Genomic DNA, 16187 nt, shown 5'->3' on the forward strand with positions numbered 1-16187 from the left:
ACCCCCATATGTCTCTGCATCAGGCATTTTCGCCCCGCTGCGTGGAGACTCTCCCTTGACTACCATCGTTTCTGTCCGCCGTAACGGCAAAGTCGTCATGGGCGGCGACGGCCAGGTTTCCCTCGGCAACACCGTGATGAAAGGCAACGCCAAGAAAGTCCGGCGCCTGTACAACGGCCAGGTAATCGCAGGCTTCGCCGGCGCCACTGCCGACGCCTTCACACTGTTCGAGCGCTTCGAAGCCCAGCTGCAGAAACACTCCGGCCATCTGGTGCGTGCTGCCGTGGAACTGGCCAAGGAATGGCGTACCGACCGCTCGCTCAGCCGCCTGGAAGCGATGCTGGCCGTTGCCAACAAGGACGCCTCCCTGATCATCACCGGCAACGGCGACGTGGTCGAACCCGAAGACGGCCTGATCGCCATGGGTTCCGGTGGCGCCTACGCCCAGGCCGCCGCCCGCGCCCTGCTGAACAAGACCGACCTCTCGGCCCGTGAAATCGCCGAGACCGCCCTGAACATCGCCGGTGACATCTGCGTGTTCACCAACCACAACCTGACCATCGAGGAGCAGGACCTGGCCGAGTGATCAGCTGTTCTGGCGCCCCACCTCGGTGGTGGGGCTTTTCCACGCTGACCCATTCTGCTCGAGGACCGTATTCACCATGTCCATGACCCCCCGCGAGATCGTCCACGAACTCAACCGCCACATCATCGGCCAGGACGACGCCAAGCGCGCCGTGGCCATCGCCCTGCGCAACCGCTGGCGGCGCATGCAGCTACCCGCCGAACTGCGCCAGGAAGTGACCCCCAAAAACATCCTGATGATTGGCCCCACCGGCGTGGGCAAGACTGAAATTGCCCGACGCCTGGCCAAGCTGGCCAACGCGCCGTTCATCAAGGTCGAGGCGACCAAGTTCACCGAGGTCGGCTATGTCGGCCGTGACGTCGAATCGATCATCCGCGACCTGGCCGATGCCGCCCTGAAGATGCTGCGTGAGCAGGAAATCGTGCGGGTGCGCCACCGCGCCGAAGACGCCGCCGAAGACCGCATCCTCGATGCCCTGCTGCCGCAGGCACGGGTCAGCAGCTTCAGCGAGGAAGCCCAGCAGAGCAGCAGCGATTCCAACACCCGCCAGTTGTTCCGCAAGCGCCTGCGTGAAGGTCAGCTGGACGACAAGGAAATCGAAATCGAAGTCGCCGAGAACATGGGCGTCGAGATTGCCGCGCCGCCCGGCATGGAAGAGATGACCAACCAGCTACAAAGCCTGTTCGCCAACATGGGCAAGGGCAAGCGCAAATCGCGCAAGCTGAAGGTCAAGGACGCCCTGAAGATGGTTCGCGACGAAGAAGCCAGCCGTCTGGTCAACGAGGAAGAACTCAAGGCCAAGGCCCTGGAAGCGGTCGAGCAGCACGGTATCGTGTTCATCGACGAAATCGACAAGGTGGCCAAGCGCGGCAACGTCGGCGGCGCCGATGTGTCCCGCGAAGGTGTACAGCGCGACCTGCTGCCGCTGATCGAAGGCTGCACGGTCAACACCAAGCTGGGCATGGTCAAGACTGACCATATCCTGTTCATCGCCTCTGGCGCGTTCCACCTGAGCAAGCCGAGCGACCTGGTGCCTGAATTGCAAGGCCGCCTGCCGATCCGTGTCGAGCTCAAGGCGCTGACCCCGGAAGACTTCGAGCGCATCCTCAAAGAGCCGCACGCCTCGCTGACCGAGCAATACCGCGAGCTGCTCAAGACCGAAGGCCTGAACATCGCCTTCGCCGACGAGGGCATCAAGCGTCTGGCCGAGATCGCCTTCCAGGTCAACGAGAAGACCGAGAACATCGGTGCCCGTCGCCTGCACACCCTGCTTGAGCGCCTACTCGAAGAGGTGTCGTTCAGCGCCGGCGACTTGGCCAGCGCCCACGACGAGACGCCGATCAACATCGACGCTGCGTATGTGAACAGCCACCTGGGTGAGCTGGCACAGAACGAAGACCTGTCGCGTTACATTCTGTAAGCGCCAAGCTGAAAGCTGCAAGCGACAAGCTCGATTGTGTCGCTTGCAGCGGCGCTGCTCTACGGGTCTATCTGCGGCGCAAGGTGCATCGCCTCTTGAAGCTTGAAGCTTGAAGCTTGAAGCTTACAGCCTGAAGCTCAAGAGAGAACGCCCATGGCCCGCCTGCCCACCGCCATCAACCTGCACAAAGCCTCGAAAACCCTGAGCCTTACCTATGGGCCAGAAGAGGTCTATCACCTGCCCGCCGAATTCCTGCGGGTACACTCCCCCTCCGCCGAAGTCCAAGGCCACGGCAAGCCCATCCTGCAATTTGGCAAGATCAACGTAGGCCTCTCTGGCCTGGAGCCGGCCGGCCAATATGCACTGAAACTGACCTTCGACGATGGCCATGACTCAGGCCTGTTCACCTGGGAATACCTCGAACAACTCTGCCTGCGCCAGCAGCAGCTGTGGACCGAATACCTGGACGAACTTCACAAGGCCGGCAAATCCCGAGACCCCGCCGAATCCGTCGTGAAACTGATGCTCTAGCTCAAGGTTCCTACGAGTTAGAGCGCATTTTCTAATCTCATCTGCTTGAATGCCTGACAGACGGCCAGAGACGGGCTGTCTTGCGCATTACATGAAAGTCGGGTAACCAATGGAGCTGGCAAGTTCCCTGCATCGCCTCACCGGCAAGCAGGGCCAGGCCGGTACGTCGTGGTCTCGAGCGAAAGCAGGCTGTCTTCACACGCAAAACACCCCGCCGCTCATCACCGACACGTCGCCGGTCGCAGCACCGCTGTTCCTTATCACTGGTCACCCCGAGTAACAGTACCGGGCTGTCACAGCACGCCGGTACTCGTCTCAGGACAACGGAGCGTCGTAGATGAGTAACAAGAACAACGATGAGTTGCAGCGGCAAGCCTCGGAAAACACCCTGGGGCTGAACCCGGTCATCGGCATTCGTCGCAAGGATCTGCTGAGTTCAGCGCGCACTGTGTTGCGCCAGGCCGTGCGCCAGCCGTTGCACAGCGCCAAGCACGTGGCGCATTTCGGCCTGGAATTGAAGAATGTGCTGCTGGGCAAGTCCAGCCTGCAACCCGAAGGCGACGACCGCCGCTTCAGCGACCCGGCCTGGAGCCAGAACCCGCTGTATCGCCGCTACCTGCAAACCTATCTGGCCTGGCGCAAGGAACTCAACGACTGGGTCAGCAGCAGCGACCTGTCGCCCCAAGACATCAGCCGCGGCCAGTTCGTCATCAACCTCATGACTGAGGCCATGGCCCCCACCAACACGCTGTCCAACCCCGCAGCGATCAAGCGCTTCTTCGAAACCGGCGGCAAGAGCCTGCTCGATGGCCTCTCCAACTTGGCCAAGGACATGGTGCATAACGGCGGCATGCCCAGCCAGGTGAACATGGAAGCGTTCGAGGTGGGCAAGAACCTGGGCACCAGCGAAGGCGCGGTGGTGTTCCGCAACGACGTGCTGGAACTGATCCAGTACAAGCCCATCACCGAGCAGGTGCACAGCCGCCCCCTGCTGGTGGTGCCGCCGCAGATCAACAAGTTCTACGTGTTCGACCTGAGCCCGGAAAAGAGCCTGGCGCGCTTTTGCCTGCGCTCGCAACAGCAGACCTTCATCATCAGCTGGCGCAACCCCACCAAGGCCCAGCGCGAATGGGGCCTGTCCACCTACATCGACGCGCTCAAGGAAGCGGTCGACGCGGTGCTGGCGATTACCGGCAGCAAGGACTTGAACATGCTCGGCGCCTGCTCCGGCGGCATCACCTGCACCGCATTGGTCGGCCACTACGCCGCCCAGGGCGAGAAGAAGGTCAATGCCCTGACCCTGCTGGTGAGCGTGCTGGACACCACCGTCGACACCCAGGTGGCGTTGTTCGTCGACGAGCAGACCCTCGAGGCGGCCAAGCGCCACTCTTATCAGTCCGGGGTGCTCGAAGGCAGCGACATGGCCAAGGTATTCGCCTGGATGCGCCCCAACGACCTGATCTGGAACTACTGGGTCAACAACTACCTGCTGGGCAACGCGCCACCTGTGTTCGACATCCTGTTCTGGAACAACGACACCACGCGCCTGCCGGCCGCCTTCCATGGCGACCTGATCGAGATGTTCAAGAACAACCCCCTGACGCGCCCCAATGCGCTGGAGGTGTGTGGCACCGCGATCGACCTCAAGGCGGTCGACTGTGACATCTACAGCGTCGCCGGCACCGCCGACCACATCACGCCATGGCAGTCGTGCTACCGCTCGGCGCACCTGTTCGGCGGCAAGATCGAGTTCGTGTTGTCCAACAGCGGCCACATCCAGAGCATCCTCAACCCGCCAGGCAACCCCAAGGCCCGCTTCATGACCGGCGAAGACCGCCCGGACGATCCGCTGGCCTGGCAGGAAAACGCGATCAAGCACGCCGACTCCTGGTGGCTGCACTGGCAGAACTGGCTCGGCGAACGCGCAGGCGAGTTGAAGAAGGCGCCCACACGCCTGGGTAACCGTACCTATACCGCCGGCGAAGCTGCGCCGGGCACCTACGTCCACGAACGCTGAGAGACCCCTGCGCGGCGCCCGTGCGCGCCACGCAGCCTACTCAACCACAGAGCCACGTGCATGCCGCAACCGTATCTGTTCAGGACCGTCGAGCTGGACGACCAGTCGATCCGCACGGCAGTCCGCCCGGGTAAACCACATCTGACCCCGCTGCTGATTTTCAACGGCATCGGCGCCAACCTCGAACTGGTGTTTCCGTTCATCGAGGCACTGGACCCGGACCTGGAAGTCATCGCCTTCGACGTGCCCGGTGTCGGCGGGTCGTCGACGCCCCGCCACCCTTATCGGTTTAGCGGGCTGGCCAAGCTCACCGCGCGCATGCTCGATTACCTCGATTACGGCCAAGTCAACGTGATTGGCGTGTCCTGGGGGGGCGCGCTGGCGCAACAGTTCGCCCACGACTACCCCGAGCGCTGCAAGAAGCTGGTGCTGGCCGCCACTGCCGCAGGCGCGGTGATGGTGCCGGGCAAGCCCAAGGTGCTGTGGATGATGGCCAGCCCCCGGCGCTACGTCCAGCCTTCCCACGTGATCCGCATCGCGCCACTGATCTACGGTGGGGGCTTTCGCCGCGACCCGGAACTGGCGATGTACCACGCCTCGAAGGTGCGCTCCGGCGGCAAGCTCGGCTACTACTGGCAGTTATTCGCCGGACTCGGCTGGACCAGTATCCACTGGCTGCACAAGATCCATCAGCCCACGCTCGTGCTGGCCGGCGACGACGATCCACTGATCCCGCTGGTCAACATGCGCCTGCTGGCGTGGCGGATTCCCAATGCACAACTACACATAATCGACGACGGCCACCTGTTCCTGATCACCCGGGCCGAGGCCGTCGCCCCCATCATCATGAAATTCCTCCAGCAGGAGCGTCAGCGGGCGGTCATGCACCCTCGGCCGGCGCCGGGCGGCTGATGGCCCACCTCGCCCCTTGTGGGAGCACCTGCTGGATCAACCCGTGATGGCCCGATTGCTAAACGATGGAGTGTTGGCATGAAAGACAAACCGGCTCCCGGGACAGCCCCGGCCCCCGCCGCCAGCATGAACGTGCAGAACGCGATCACCGGCCTGCGTGGCCGTGACCTGATCTCGACCCTGCGCCATGTCGGTCGCCACAGCTTGCGCCACCCGCTGCACACCGCCCGCCACCTGCTGGAGCTTGGCGGCACCCTGAGCCGGGTTATGCTGGGCGACACCCCCTACCAGCCGCATCCGCGCGACAGCCGCTTCACCGATCCGACCTGGAGCCAGAACCCGTTCTACCGCCGTGGCCTGCAAGCCTATCTGGCCTGGCAGAAGCAGACCCGTCTGTGGATCGAACAAAGCGCCCTGGACCACGATGACCGAGCCCGTGCGCAGTTCCTGTTCAACCTGATCAACGACGCAATCGCCCCCAGCAACTCGCTGCTCAACCCCCTGGCAATCAAGGAACTGCTCAACACCGGCGGCCAAAGCCTGCTGCGCGGAGCCAGCCACCTGCTCGACGACCTGCGCCACAACGATGGCCTGCCACGTCAGGTGGACGAACGCGCCTTCGAAGTCGGCGGCAATCTGGCCGCCACACCCGGCGCAGTGGTGTTTCGCAACGAGATGCTGGAGCTGATCCAGTACAAGCCGTTGAGCGAAAAGCAGTATGCAAGGCCCTTGCTGGTGGTGCCGCCACAGATCAACAAGTTCTACATCTTCGACCTGGGCCCGACCAACAGCTTCGTGCAGTACATGCTCAAGCACGGCCTGCAGGTGTTCATGATCAGTTGGCGCAATCCCGAGCCACGGCACCGCGAGTGGGGCCTGTCGAGCTATGTGCAGGCGCTCGAAGAGGCGCTCAACGTCTGCCGGAGCATCAGCGGCAACCGCGACCCCAATTTGATGGGCGCTTGCGCCGGTGGCCTGACCATGGCCGCCCTGCAAGGCCACTTGCAGGTTAAAAAGCAACTGCGCAAGATCCGTAGCGCCACCTACCTGGTGAGCCTGCTGGACAGCCAGTTCGAAAGCCCGGCCAGCCTGTTCGCCGACGAACAGACCCTCGAGGCTGCCAAACGCCGCTCGTACCAGCGCGGCGTGCTCGACGGTGGCGAGGTGGCGCGGATTTTCGCCTGGATGCGGCCCAACGACCTGATCTGGAACTACTGGGTCAACAACTACCTGATGGGCAAGACCCCACCGGCCTTCGATATCCTCTACTGGAACGCCGACAACACACGCCTGCCGGCGGCGCTGCACGGCGACCTGCTGGACTTCTTCAAGCATAACCCGCTGACTTTCGCCGACGGACTGGAGGTCTGCGGCACGCCCATAGACCTCAAGCAGGTGAACCTCGACAGCTTCACCGTCGCCGGCAGCAACGACCATATCACCCCATGGGATGCGGTGTACCGCTCGGCACTGCTGCTCGGTGGCGAACGGCGCTTCGTGCTGGCCAACAGCGGGCATATCCAGAGCATCATCAACCCGCCTGGCAATCCGAAGGCCTACTACCTGGAAAACTCCCGGCTTTCCAGTGACCCACGCGCCTGGTTCCACGATGCCAAACGCCACGAAGGCAGCTGGTGGCCGCTGTGGCTGGAATGGATCGGCGCGCGCTCAGGCCCGTTGAAACCACCGCGCGTGGAGCTGGGCAATGCCACCTACCCGGTGCTGGGCCCTGCGCCAGGCACCTACGTGTTGGCGCGCTGATCCGATGAAAACTCGCGACCGCATCCTGGAATGCGCCCTCACACTGTTCAACCAACAGGGCGAGCCGAACGTCTCGACCCTGGAAATCGCTAATGAAATGGGCATCAGCCCTGGCAACCTGTATTACCACTTCCACGGCAAGGAGCCGTTGGTGATCGGGTTGTTCGAACGCTTCGAAGAAGCCTTGATGCCACTGCTCGACCCACCCCTGGACGTGCGCCTGGAGGCCGAGGACTACTGGCTGTTCCTGCACCTGATCGTCGAGCACATGGCCAAGTACCGTTTCCTGTTCCAGGACCTGTCCAACCTGAGCGGCCGCTTGCCCAAGCTGGCGCGCGGCATGCGCAGCCTGATCAACGCGCTCAAGCGCACCCTGGCGGCATTGCTGGCCAGTCTCAAGCGTCACGGCCAGATCACCAGCCACACCCAGGCGCTGGGACAGTTGGTGGAGCAGATCACCCTGACGTTGATGTGTTCGCTGGACTATCAGCGGGTTTTGGGACGCGAAGGCGATGTGGGGGTGGTGGTGTACCAGGTGATGATGCTGGTGGCGCCGCACTTGCAGGCCCCGGCGCGTACGGCAGCCGAGCAGCTAGCGATGCGCTATCTCGAAGGCTGAGTAAGCCCGCCCCACAGGTGCAGCGCACAATGCAGGCATTGCACCCTCCTGTAGGAGTTCACCCAGCCCTGCCGGGCTGCGCTGTCGTGCAGAGAACTGATTTCGCAAGCGCGCCGCGTACCCTGTGGGAGCGGCGGTTCGGCGCCCCGACTTGCCCGCGAAGCAGGCGACTCGGTGTATGGCACCGGCTTCGCCGGTGTTCGCGGGCAAGCCCGCTCCCACAGGTCCCTGCTAAATCAACAAGTTATGTGTAGTTCTATGAGAGCGGCCTCGTGCCGCGAAAGGCTGCGAAGCAGCCCCGACGGTCTTGCATGATGCCAAGCCTTGGGCCGCTCCTACAGGGTTTGTAAGGCCCTGTGGGAGCGGGCTTGCCCGCGCTCAAGACGACGCGGTTCAGGCCTGGGTGGTCGTGTTTGCCGGTGCCGACGGGGTGCTGCTGGCCGGGGCGGCGCTGGGCGCAGGCGCTGCGGTAGCGGCCGGAGCTGTGGCTGGCTTGGCGGCAGCCGGCTTGGCCGGGGTCTTCTTCACCGCAGGCTTCTTGGCCGCAGCGGGTTTGGCAGCTGGCTTGGCCGCAACCGGTTTGGCCGCAGGCTTGGCCGCCGGTTTTGCCGCTGCGGTTTTCGCCGCGGGCTTGGCAGCCGGTTTAGCAGCGGCGGCCTTGGCGGCAGGTTTGGCCTTGGCCAATGGCTTGGCCGCCGTCTTGCTGGCGGCGGCCTTGGAGATCGGCGTTACCGACGCACCGGTGAGTTTCTCGATCTGCTTGGTCAGCGTGTCGACCTGCTGGTGCAGTGCCTTGATCTCGTTACGGTTGGGCACGCCCAGGCGCGAGATAGCGCTATTGAGTCGCTTGTCGAAGGCCTCTTCGAGTTCGCTCCACTTGCCCAGGGCACGGTCCTTGACACCGGAGACCCGCGAAGTGGTCGAAGACTTGGCGGTTTCGGCCACATCTTCGGCAGTTTTCTTCGCCTGCTTTTCGGCTTTCTCGCCATCCTTTACCAGCGAGTCGAACAGCTTCGGACCGTCCTGATCGATCTTGGAGTAGATCCCCAGCCCTGCCAGCCAGATCTTGCGGGAATATTTCTCGATCCCGCCGACCCAGGAGCTGCTTTCTTTGTCGGAATTCTTCTTGCCAGCCATCCTGCTCTCCTTATGGTTTGTGCGCGACGCGCTCAAGCAGCTCGTGCAGCTGTTCAAGCTTGATGGACAACGCCTCAACGTCATGTTTAGACGCAATGCCAAGGCGATTCAAGGCGCGCCCTACGCGCTCGTCGAAGGCTTTCTCGATTTTGTCCAGTTGGGCCTCGACCCGGCCTGGTACGCGGACGACTTCCTGGGTGGCTTCGTCGATCTGGGTGTTGGCGGCATCGACAGCCTTGTCCAGGCGTTTCTTGCCGCGTTTCTCGACGCCTTCGCCGGCCTTGACCAGCTCCTTGAAGTAGTCGGAGCCTTCCTGGCCGACGCGGGCGTAGGCACCGATGCCCGCCAGCCAGATCTTGCGCGCGTAGCCGCGCACCTCGCCCAGGGTGCCCTGGGTTTCATCTTTTTGCTTCAGGTTCACTTTGGCCATGCTCTGCACCTCATGCTCATGCTAGGGAGGGAGGAACTGCCCGTGGGGTTTGGGCTTGAGCATAAGGTAGGGAAGGAAATTAGAATTCTCACCCTAAGAGCAGCTGCAAGCTGCAAGCAAAAGCAGATCGCCGCTTTTTCTTGAAGCTTGCAGCTGCCCCTCTCAGGCCAGCGCCTTGTCCAGCGCCCGCTCGATCTCTCCCTTGATCGTGCTGCTCATCATCGACAGCATCATCCCAAGCTTGAGTTCGACGCGGATGGCGTCCTCGAAAATCTGCACGCTGCCATTGGCGCCACTGCGCGAGACGTCGACGCGATCGCCGCTCCAGCTGGCCTTGAGGTCGTATTCGCGGGTCAGCTTTTCAACCAGCACCTCGGCCTTGGCACGGGCGGCCTCGCGGCCGAGGGTATGTTTGCGTTCGACGCTGATCTGGGTCATGCGGGTGATCCTGAGGACAAAGACATAATCGCCATTATGCCCGCCACCTGCATGCGGCACACCCCGCCAAGACAAATCCGCCCGTAGCCCCTAGAATGGCCGTAATTTTTTTCTGGTGAAGCGATATGACCGACCCGCGCAAAGGCGACCACGCCGAACCCACCACCCATTTCGGCTACCAGGACGTGCCTGAGAGCCAAAAGGCGAAGAAAGTCGCCGAAGTGTTCCACTCCGTCGCCGCCAAGTACGACCTGATGAACGACGTGCTATCCGGCGGCATGCACCGCCTGTGGAAGCGCTTCACCATCGAGCTGTCGGGCGTACGCAGCGGCAACCGCGTGCTGGACATCGCCGGTGGCACGGGCGACCTGGCCGCCAAGTTCTCGCGCCTGGTCGGTCCGACCGGCCAGGTGGTGCTCGCCGACATCAACGAATCGATGCTCAAGGTCGGCCGTGACCGCCTGCTCGACCGTGGCGTGGCCGGCAACATCGAGTTCGTGCAGGCCGATGCCGAAAAGCTGCCGTTCCCGGACAACCACTTCGACTGCGTGACCATCGCCTTCGGCCTGCGTAACGTCACCCATAAGGACGAAGCCATCCGCTCGATGCTGCGCGTGCTCAAGCCAGGCGGACGTCTGTTGGTGCTGGAGTTCTCCAAACCTACCAACAAACTCATGTCCAAGGCCTACGACGCGTACTCGTTCGCCTTCATGCCGCTGGCTGGCAAGCTGATCACCAATGACTCCGAGAGCTACCGCTACCTGGCCGAGTCGATCCGCATGCACCCTGACCAGGAAACCCTGAAAAGCATGATGGTCGAGGCCGGCTTCGACCGCGTCACCTACCACAACATGACCAGCGGCATCGTTGCCGTGCACCGGGGGATCAAGCCCTGATGCTCCTGGCCGGCCTTCTCGCCAGCGCCGAGCACGGCATCAACCGTGTGCTGCGCATGGACAGCACCGCGTTGCCGCGCCTCGCCGCGCTGGAGGGCAAGGTGGTCGAGATCGACTGCCTACAGCCGGCCCTCAAGCTATTCGTGCTGCCCGATGAAGAAGGTCTGATGCTCGCCGCCCACTGGGAAGGCGAGGTCGACTGCACGCTGCGCGCCCCGGCCGGGCGCCTGGCGCAGCTAGCCCTCGCCAAGGACAAGACGGCCGTGCTGCACAGCCCGCAAGTCCAGTTGCACGGTGACAGCGCCGTGCTCCTCGACCTGTTCGGCGTGCTGCAAGACCTCGAACTGGACTGGGAACACGAGCTGCAACGCTGGCTCGGCCCGGTGCCAACCGCCTTGCTGGCTGGTCATGTGCGCCTGCGCGCGCGCTGGACCAAACAAGGCCTGGCCCGTTTCAGCCAGAACCTTTCGGAGTACCTGGCCGAGGAGTCCCGCACTTTGGTCGGCCAACGTGAAGCCGAAGCGGCGTTCAGCGAACTCGATGCGCTGAAAGTCGACATCGAACGCCTTGAGGCGCGCCTGCGTCGTCTCGCCCACATTCTTGATACCAGCGATAACGCATGAAGCTGCTCGCCGTCCGCCGTCTGTTGCGCATCCAGCGCGTCGTGATCCGCTACCGCCTCGATGACCTGTTGTTCGAACAGCCCTTGCTGCCATGGTGGCTGGCCAGCCTGCGCCTGCTGATGCCCTGGCGCTGGCTGCCGCGCAAGCCACTTGAGCTGAGCCGGGGCGCGCGCCTGCGCCTGGCGCTGCAAGATCTGGGGCCGATTTTCATCAAGTTCGGCCAGTTGCTCTCGACCCGCCGCGACCTGCTGCCCACCGACATCGCCGACGAGCTGATGCTGCTGCAAGACCGCGTGCCGCCATTCGACCCACAAAAGGCCGTGGCGCTGATCGAAGCACAACTCGGCGCCAAGGTCAGCGAGGTGTTCAGCCGTTTCGACGTCGAGCCACTGGCCTCGGCCTCGGTTGCCCAAGTGCATGCCGCGCGGCTTAAAACCGGCGAGGAGGTGGTGGTCAAGGTGGTACGCCCTGGCCTGAAGCCGGTCATCGCCCAGGACCTGGCCTGGCTGTTCCTGATCGCCAAGGCCGCCGAGCGCGCCTCGGCCGATGCCCGACGCCTGCATCCGGTGGAGATCGTCGGCGACTACGAAAAAACCATCTACGACGAGCTCGACCTGCTGCGCGAGGCTGCCAATGCCAGCCAGCTGCGGCGTAACTTCGAGGGCTCGGAGCTGATGTACGTACCCCAGGTGTACTGGGACTTCTGCCGCCCGAAAGTGCTGGTGATGGAGCGCATCTACGGTGTGCCGGTCACCGACATGGCCACCCTCGCCGACCAGCGCACCGACATGAAGATGCTCGCCGAACGCGGTGTCGAGGTGTTCTTCACCCAGGTGTTCCGCGACAGCTTCTTCCACGCCGACATGCACCCGGGCAACATTTTCGTCAGCACGGTCAAGCCCTGGAGCCCGCAGTACATCGCCATCGACTGCGGCATCGTCGGCAGCCTCACTGACGAGGACCAGGACTACCTGGCCCGCAACCTGATCGCCTTCTTCAAGCGCGACTACCGCCGCGTGGCACAACTGCACATCGATTCGGGCTGGGTGCCGGCGCAGACCAAGGTCAACGAGTTCGAAGCGGCGATCCGTACCGTGTGCGAGCCGATCTTCGAAAAGCCACTCAAGGACATCTCCTTCGGCCAGGTACTGATGCGCCTGTTCCAGACAGCACGGCGATTCAACATGGAAGTCCAGCCGCAACTGGTGCTGCTGCAGAAAACCTTGCTCAACATCGAAGGACTGGGTCGCCAGCTGTACCCCGACCTGGACCTGTGGAGCACCGCCAAACCGTTCCTGGAGCGCTGGATGCGCGAACGCATGAGCCCCAAGGCGGTGATCGGCAACCTGTACAGCCAGGCCGAGCAACTGCCGCACCTGGCCGACATGACCCGTGACTTGCTCGAGCGCCTGTCGCAACCCCACCTGCACGACCCGCAACTGCCCGAGCGCCGCCGCGTCGGCGACAACTGGGCGCTGCGCCTGCTCGGTGCCGGTCTGCTGGTCGGCGGCGCCACGCTCGCCGCTGGCGCGGTCAGCCTCAGCGCCCCGACCGCCTGGCCAGCCTGGCTGATGCTGGCAAGCGGCCTGTACCTGATCGTGCGCCGATAGCCAGCCGCGCCGCTGGCTGGCACACTAACGCCGAGGGGCCCGTACGAGCGCGGGCCCGGTTTGGAGTCGACGATGAAAGACTGGCTGGACGAGATCAAGTGGAACAGCGATGGCCTGGTACCGGCCATCGCCCAGGACCACAAGACCGGGCGCGTGCTGATGATGGCCTGGATGAACCGTGAATCGTTACTGCTCACCGCCACCGAACAACGCGCCATCTACTGGTCGCGCTCGCGGGGCAAGCTGTGGCGCAAGGGCGAGGAGTCGGGGCATGTGCAAAAACTGCACGAAATGCGCCTGGACTGCGACGCCGACGTGATCATCCTGATGGTCGAGCAACTGGGTCATATCGCCTGCCATACCGGCCGCGAAAGCTGCTTCTATCGCGTCTTCGATAACGGCCAGTGGAAAATCGTCGACCCGGTCCTGAAGGACCCGCACGCCATCTATAGCGCAGGACACTGACATGAGCGACACCCTCGACCGCCTGGCTGAAGTGCTGGAGCAACGCAAACAGGCCGCCCCTGACAGCAGCTATGTAGCCAGCCTGTATCACAAGGGCCTGAACAAGATCCTCGAGAAGCTCGGCGAAGAATCCATCGAGACCATCATCGCCGCCAAGGACGCCGCCATCAGCAACGATTGCAGCGATGTCATCTATGAAACCGCCGACTTGTGGTTCCATAGCCTGGTGATGCTCAGCGCGCTGGGCCAGCACCCGCAGGCGGTACTCGATGAGCTGGATCGTCGTTTCGGGCTGTCCGGGCATGACGAAAAGGCCGCGCGGTCTGAATGAATGCCGGGGGCGCTTTGCGCTCCATCGCGGCACAAGGCCGCTCCTACAGGAGCGCGTGCCGCCCGAATGACCGCCGATCCCTGCAGGAGCGGCCTTGTGCCGCGATGGGCTGCAAAGCAGCCCCCAGGGCCCGACAGACAGACACACAACTTCAGGAGTTAAAAATGGGCATTTTCGACTGGAAACACTGGATCGTCCTGTTGATCGTGGTGGTACTGGTATTCGGCACCAAGAAACTGAAGAACTTCGGCAGCGACCTGGGCGAATCGATCAAGGGCTTCCGTAAGGCCATGAACGAAGAAGAAACCAAGCCCTCCGAAACCCCGCCACCTGCCCAGCCTGTGCCACCAGTCCAGCAGAACACTGCCCAGCAGGCCCAAGGTCACACCCTCGAAGGCCAGGCCCAGCCGGTCCAAGAGCCACAGCGGAAAGACTGACCCATGTTCGGCATCAGTTTCAGCGAGCTGCTGCTCGTCGGCCTGGTCGCACTGCTGGTACTCGGCCCCGAGCGCCTGCCCGGCGCCGCGCGTACCGCAGGCCTGTGGATCGGCCGCCTCAAGCGCAGCTTCAACGCCATCAAGATGGAGGTCGAACGCGAAATCGGCGCCGACGACATCCGCCGCCAGCTGCACAACGAGCACATCCTGCACATGGAAGAGCACGCCAAACGCATACTCAACCCGCAGAAACCTGAGCCCACCAGCCAGGCCAGCTCTGAAACACCCACAACGCCCGCCGCCGCTGCCTCGCCGCAGACGGCCGCGCCAACCCCTTCCGAGCCGCCACAACCCCCGCGAGCCCCATGAGCGAGAATCCGGAACATGACCAGCCCATGCCGCTGGTCTCGCACCTGACCGAACTACGCACCCGCCTGCTGCGCTGCGTGGCCGCTATTTTCCTGATCTTCGCCGGGCTGTTCTCCTTCGCCCAGCAGATCTACACCCTGGTCTCCGCGCCACTGCGCGCGCACCTGCCGGCCAACGCGACGATGATCGCCACTGACGTGGCCTCGCCGTTCCTCACGCCGTTCAAGCTGACCATGATCGTTTCGCTGTTTCTGGCGATCCCGTTCATTCTCCAGCAGATCTGGGGCTTCATCGCCCCGGGCCTGTACCGCCACGAAAAACGTATTGCCATTCCACTGCTGATCTCCAGCATCCTGCTGTTCTATGCCGGCATGGCCTTCGCGTATTTCCTGGTGTTCCCATTGATGTTCAGCTTCTTCGCCGCCGCGACCCCCGAAGGCGTGTCGATGATGACCGACATCGCCAGTTACCTCGATTTCGTCATGACCTTGTTCTTCGCCTTCGGCGTCGCCTTCGAGATTCCCGTGGCGGTGGTGCTGCTGGTATGGATCGGCGTGGTCGATGTGCAATACCTGAAGAAGGTCCGTCCCTACGTGATCATTGGCTGCTTCGTGGTCGGCATGATTCTGACCCCGCCAGACATCTTCTCTCAGACCCTACTGGCCGTACCGATGTGGATGCTGTTCGAGGTCGGCGTGCTATGCGGCAGCCTGATTCGCAAGCGCAGCCAGGCTGACGAAGCCGCGGACGATCACAACGACCAGCCACCTGCGACTCAACCGTGAACCTGCTACTGCTTGAGGAGGCCGACTTCGTCGCGGCCGACCGTGTCGTCCTGGCTGACCGCCGTTTCACCCACATGCAGGAGATCCATCGCGTGGCGGTGGGTGACCAGCTGCGGGTCGGACGCATCGGTGGGCTGATGGGCAAGGCCGAGGTCATTCGCCTGGAAGGCCACGAAGCCGAACTGCATGTGGCCTTCGACCAACCGCCACCGGCCAAGCTCCCGCTGACCCTGGTACTGGCTGTGCCACGGCCAAAAATGCTGCGCCGCTTGTTCCAGACCATCGCCACCCTCGGTGTGCCACGCTTGATCCTGGTGAACAGCTACAAAGTCGAAAAGAGCTTCTGGCAGACGCCTTTCCTGAGTCCCGAGGCCATTCGCGAAAACCTGATCCTGGGCCTTGAGCAGGCCCGCGATACCGTGCTGCCGGAGGTGATCATCGAAAAACGCTTCAAACCGTTCGTCGAAGACCGCCTGCCTGCCATCGCCGCCGATACCCTCGGTCTGGTCGGGCATCCTGGCCCCTACCCTGCCTGCCCGCGCGCGGTGCAAGGCCCGGTTACCCTGGCAATCGGCCCCGAAGGCGGCTGGATCCCGTACGAAGTCGACCTGCTGGCCAAGGCAGGCCTGCAACCGGTGCAGTTGGGCGAGCGCATCCTACGGGTCGAGACAGCCGTCACGGCCCTCCTGTCGAGAATTTTCTGACGGCCTGATCAGAATTTTCGCCGTCAAGTTTCCCCGCGCTACGCCGATGTCATGGGCAACAGAACAACAATCCGCACTGCCGAACCGGGGAGTCGTCTATGTACCGTTGGTTTGCC

Annotated in this window: 19 protein-coding genes; 16 read left to right on the top strand and 3 right to left on the bottom strand. The window is 63.1% G+C overall.

What is annotated here, in order from left to right; all coding sequences use genetic code 11:
* Positions 1–55 precede the first annotated feature (55 nt).
* The 7 genes from hslV to FEM01_RS09875 all read left to right on the top strand — a co-directional run bounded on the left by hslV (position 56) and on the right by FEM01_RS09875 (position 7846).
* Positions 56–586 (top strand): ATP-dependent protease subunit HslV, encoded by a 531-nt coding sequence (gene hslV, locus FEM01_RS09845; protein ID WP_134690445.1) that lies wholly within the window; start codon positions 56–58, stop codon positions 584–586.
* 76 nt (positions 587–662) lie between these two features.
* Positions 663–2006 carry an ATP-dependent protease ATPase subunit HslU gene (gene hslU, locus FEM01_RS09850; protein WP_138219249.1) on the top strand — a complete coding sequence of 448 codons (1344 nt, stop codon included), beginning with the start codon at positions 663–665 and terminating at the stop codon, positions 2004–2006.
* Between the two features lie 153 nt (positions 2007–2159).
* A complete protein-coding gene (locus tag FEM01_RS09855; RefSeq protein WP_138219250.1) occupies positions 2160–2537 on the top strand; it encodes a gamma-butyrobetaine hydroxylase-like domain-containing protein in 378 nt (125 codons plus the stop codon).
* Positions 2538–2874: 337 nt separating this feature from the next.
* The gene (gene phaC / locus FEM01_RS09860; RefSeq protein ID WP_138219251.1) at positions 2875–4554 is read left to right on the top strand and encodes a class II poly(R)-hydroxyalkanoic acid synthase; all 1680 of its coding nucleotides are present in this window, start codon (positions 2875–2877) and stop codon (positions 4552–4554) included.
* 60 nt (positions 4555–4614) lie between these two features.
* Positions 4615–5466, top strand: coding sequence for a poly(3-hydroxyalkanoate) depolymerase (gene phaZ / locus FEM01_RS09865; RefSeq protein ID WP_138219252.1), 852 nt, complete (start codon positions 4615–4617; stop codon positions 5464–5466).
* 78 nt (positions 5467–5544) lie between these two features.
* Positions 5545–7227 (top strand): class II poly(R)-hydroxyalkanoic acid synthase, encoded by a 1683-nt coding sequence (gene phaC / locus FEM01_RS09870; protein ID WP_138219253.1) that lies wholly within the window; start codon positions 5545–5547, stop codon positions 7225–7227.
* A 4-nt stretch (positions 7228–7231) separates the two neighbouring features.
* Entirely contained in the window at positions 7232–7846 is a 615-nt protein-coding gene (locus tag FEM01_RS09875) for a TetR/AcrR family transcriptional regulator (protein ID WP_138219254.1), read from the top strand.
* A 393-nt stretch (positions 7847–8239) separates the two neighbouring features.
* Here the strand turns inward: FEM01_RS09875 and FEM01_RS09885 are convergent, their stop codons facing one another.
* The 3 genes from FEM01_RS09885 to FEM01_RS09895 form a co-directional block, all read right to left on the bottom strand.
* Positions 8240–8983, bottom strand: a complete 744-nt coding sequence (locus tag FEM01_RS09885) for a phasin family protein (RefSeq protein ID WP_138219255.1) — start codon at positions 8981–8983, stop codon at positions 8240–8242.
* A 10-nt stretch (positions 8984–8993) separates the two neighbouring features.
* Positions 8994–9413, bottom strand: a complete 420-nt coding sequence (locus FEM01_RS09890; protein WP_138219256.1) for a phasin family protein — start codon at positions 9411–9413, stop codon at positions 8994–8996.
* 162 nt (positions 9414–9575) lie between these two features.
* Entirely contained in the window at positions 9576–9851 is a 276-nt protein-coding gene (locus FEM01_RS09895; RefSeq protein WP_138219257.1) for a polyhydroxyalkanoic acid system family protein, read from the bottom strand.
* Between the two features lie 125 nt (positions 9852–9976).
* Here FEM01_RS09895 and ubiE point away from each other — a divergent pair, with 125 nt between their 5' ends.
* From ubiE to FEM01_RS09940, 9 genes are all read left to right on the top strand, one after another.
* Positions 9977–10747 carry a bifunctional demethylmenaquinone methyltransferase/2-methoxy-6-polyprenyl-1,4-benzoquinol methylase UbiE gene (gene ubiE / locus FEM01_RS09900; RefSeq protein ID WP_138219258.1) on the top strand — a complete coding sequence of 257 codons (771 nt, stop codon included), beginning with the start codon at positions 9977–9979 and terminating at the stop codon, positions 10745–10747.
* Positions 10747–11370 carry a ubiquinone biosynthesis accessory factor UbiJ gene (locus FEM01_RS09905; RefSeq protein WP_138219259.1) on the top strand — a complete coding sequence of 208 codons (624 nt, stop codon included), beginning with the start codon at positions 10747–10749 and terminating at the stop codon, positions 11368–11370. Before ubiE ends, FEM01_RS09905 begins: the two co-directional genes overlap by 1 nt.
* On the top strand, positions 11367–12980 hold the full coding sequence (gene ubiB, locus FEM01_RS09910) for a ubiquinone biosynthesis regulatory protein kinase UbiB (protein WP_138219260.1): 1614 nt from the start codon (positions 11367–11369) through the stop codon (positions 12978–12980). The genes FEM01_RS09905 and ubiB overlap by 4 nt, the downstream gene beginning before the upstream one ends.
* Before the next feature lie 72 nt (positions 12981–13052).
* Positions 13053–13445 carry a phosphoribosyl-AMP cyclohydrolase gene (hisI, locus tag FEM01_RS09915; protein WP_138219261.1) on the top strand — a complete coding sequence of 131 codons (393 nt, stop codon included), beginning with the start codon at positions 13053–13055 and terminating at the stop codon, positions 13443–13445.
* Between the two features lies 1 nt (position 13446).
* A complete protein-coding gene (locus FEM01_RS09920; protein ID WP_138219262.1) occupies positions 13447–13776 on the top strand; it encodes a phosphoribosyl-ATP diphosphatase in 330 nt (109 codons plus the stop codon).
* Positions 13777–13940: 164 nt separating this feature from the next.
* The gene (locus FEM01_RS09925; RefSeq protein ID WP_138219263.1) at positions 13941–14213 is read left to right on the top strand and encodes a twin-arginine translocase TatA/TatE family subunit; all 273 of its coding nucleotides are present in this window, start codon (positions 13941–13943) and stop codon (positions 14211–14213) included.
* A 3-nt stretch (positions 14214–14216) separates the two neighbouring features.
* Positions 14217–14582, top strand: coding sequence for a Sec-independent protein translocase protein TatB (tatB, locus tag FEM01_RS09930; RefSeq protein WP_138219264.1), 366 nt, complete (start codon positions 14217–14219; stop codon positions 14580–14582).
* Positions 14579–15367, top strand: a complete 789-nt coding sequence (tatC, locus tag FEM01_RS09935; RefSeq protein WP_138219265.1) for a twin-arginine translocase subunit TatC — start codon at positions 14579–14581, stop codon at positions 15365–15367. Before tatB ends, tatC begins: the two co-directional genes overlap by 4 nt.
* Positions 15364–16071 (top strand): 16S rRNA (uracil(1498)-N(3))-methyltransferase, encoded by a 708-nt coding sequence (locus FEM01_RS09940; RefSeq protein ID WP_138219266.1) that lies wholly within the window; start codon positions 15364–15366, stop codon positions 16069–16071. The genes tatC and FEM01_RS09940 overlap by 4 nt, the downstream gene beginning before the upstream one ends.
* Positions 16072–16187: the final 116 nt, after the last annotated feature.

The organism is Pseudomonas mosselii (genome assembly GCF_005796105.1).
GTDB classification, from domain to species: Bacteria; Pseudomonadota; Gammaproteobacteria; order Pseudomonadales; family Pseudomonadaceae; genus Aquipseudomonas; species Aquipseudomonas mosselii_C.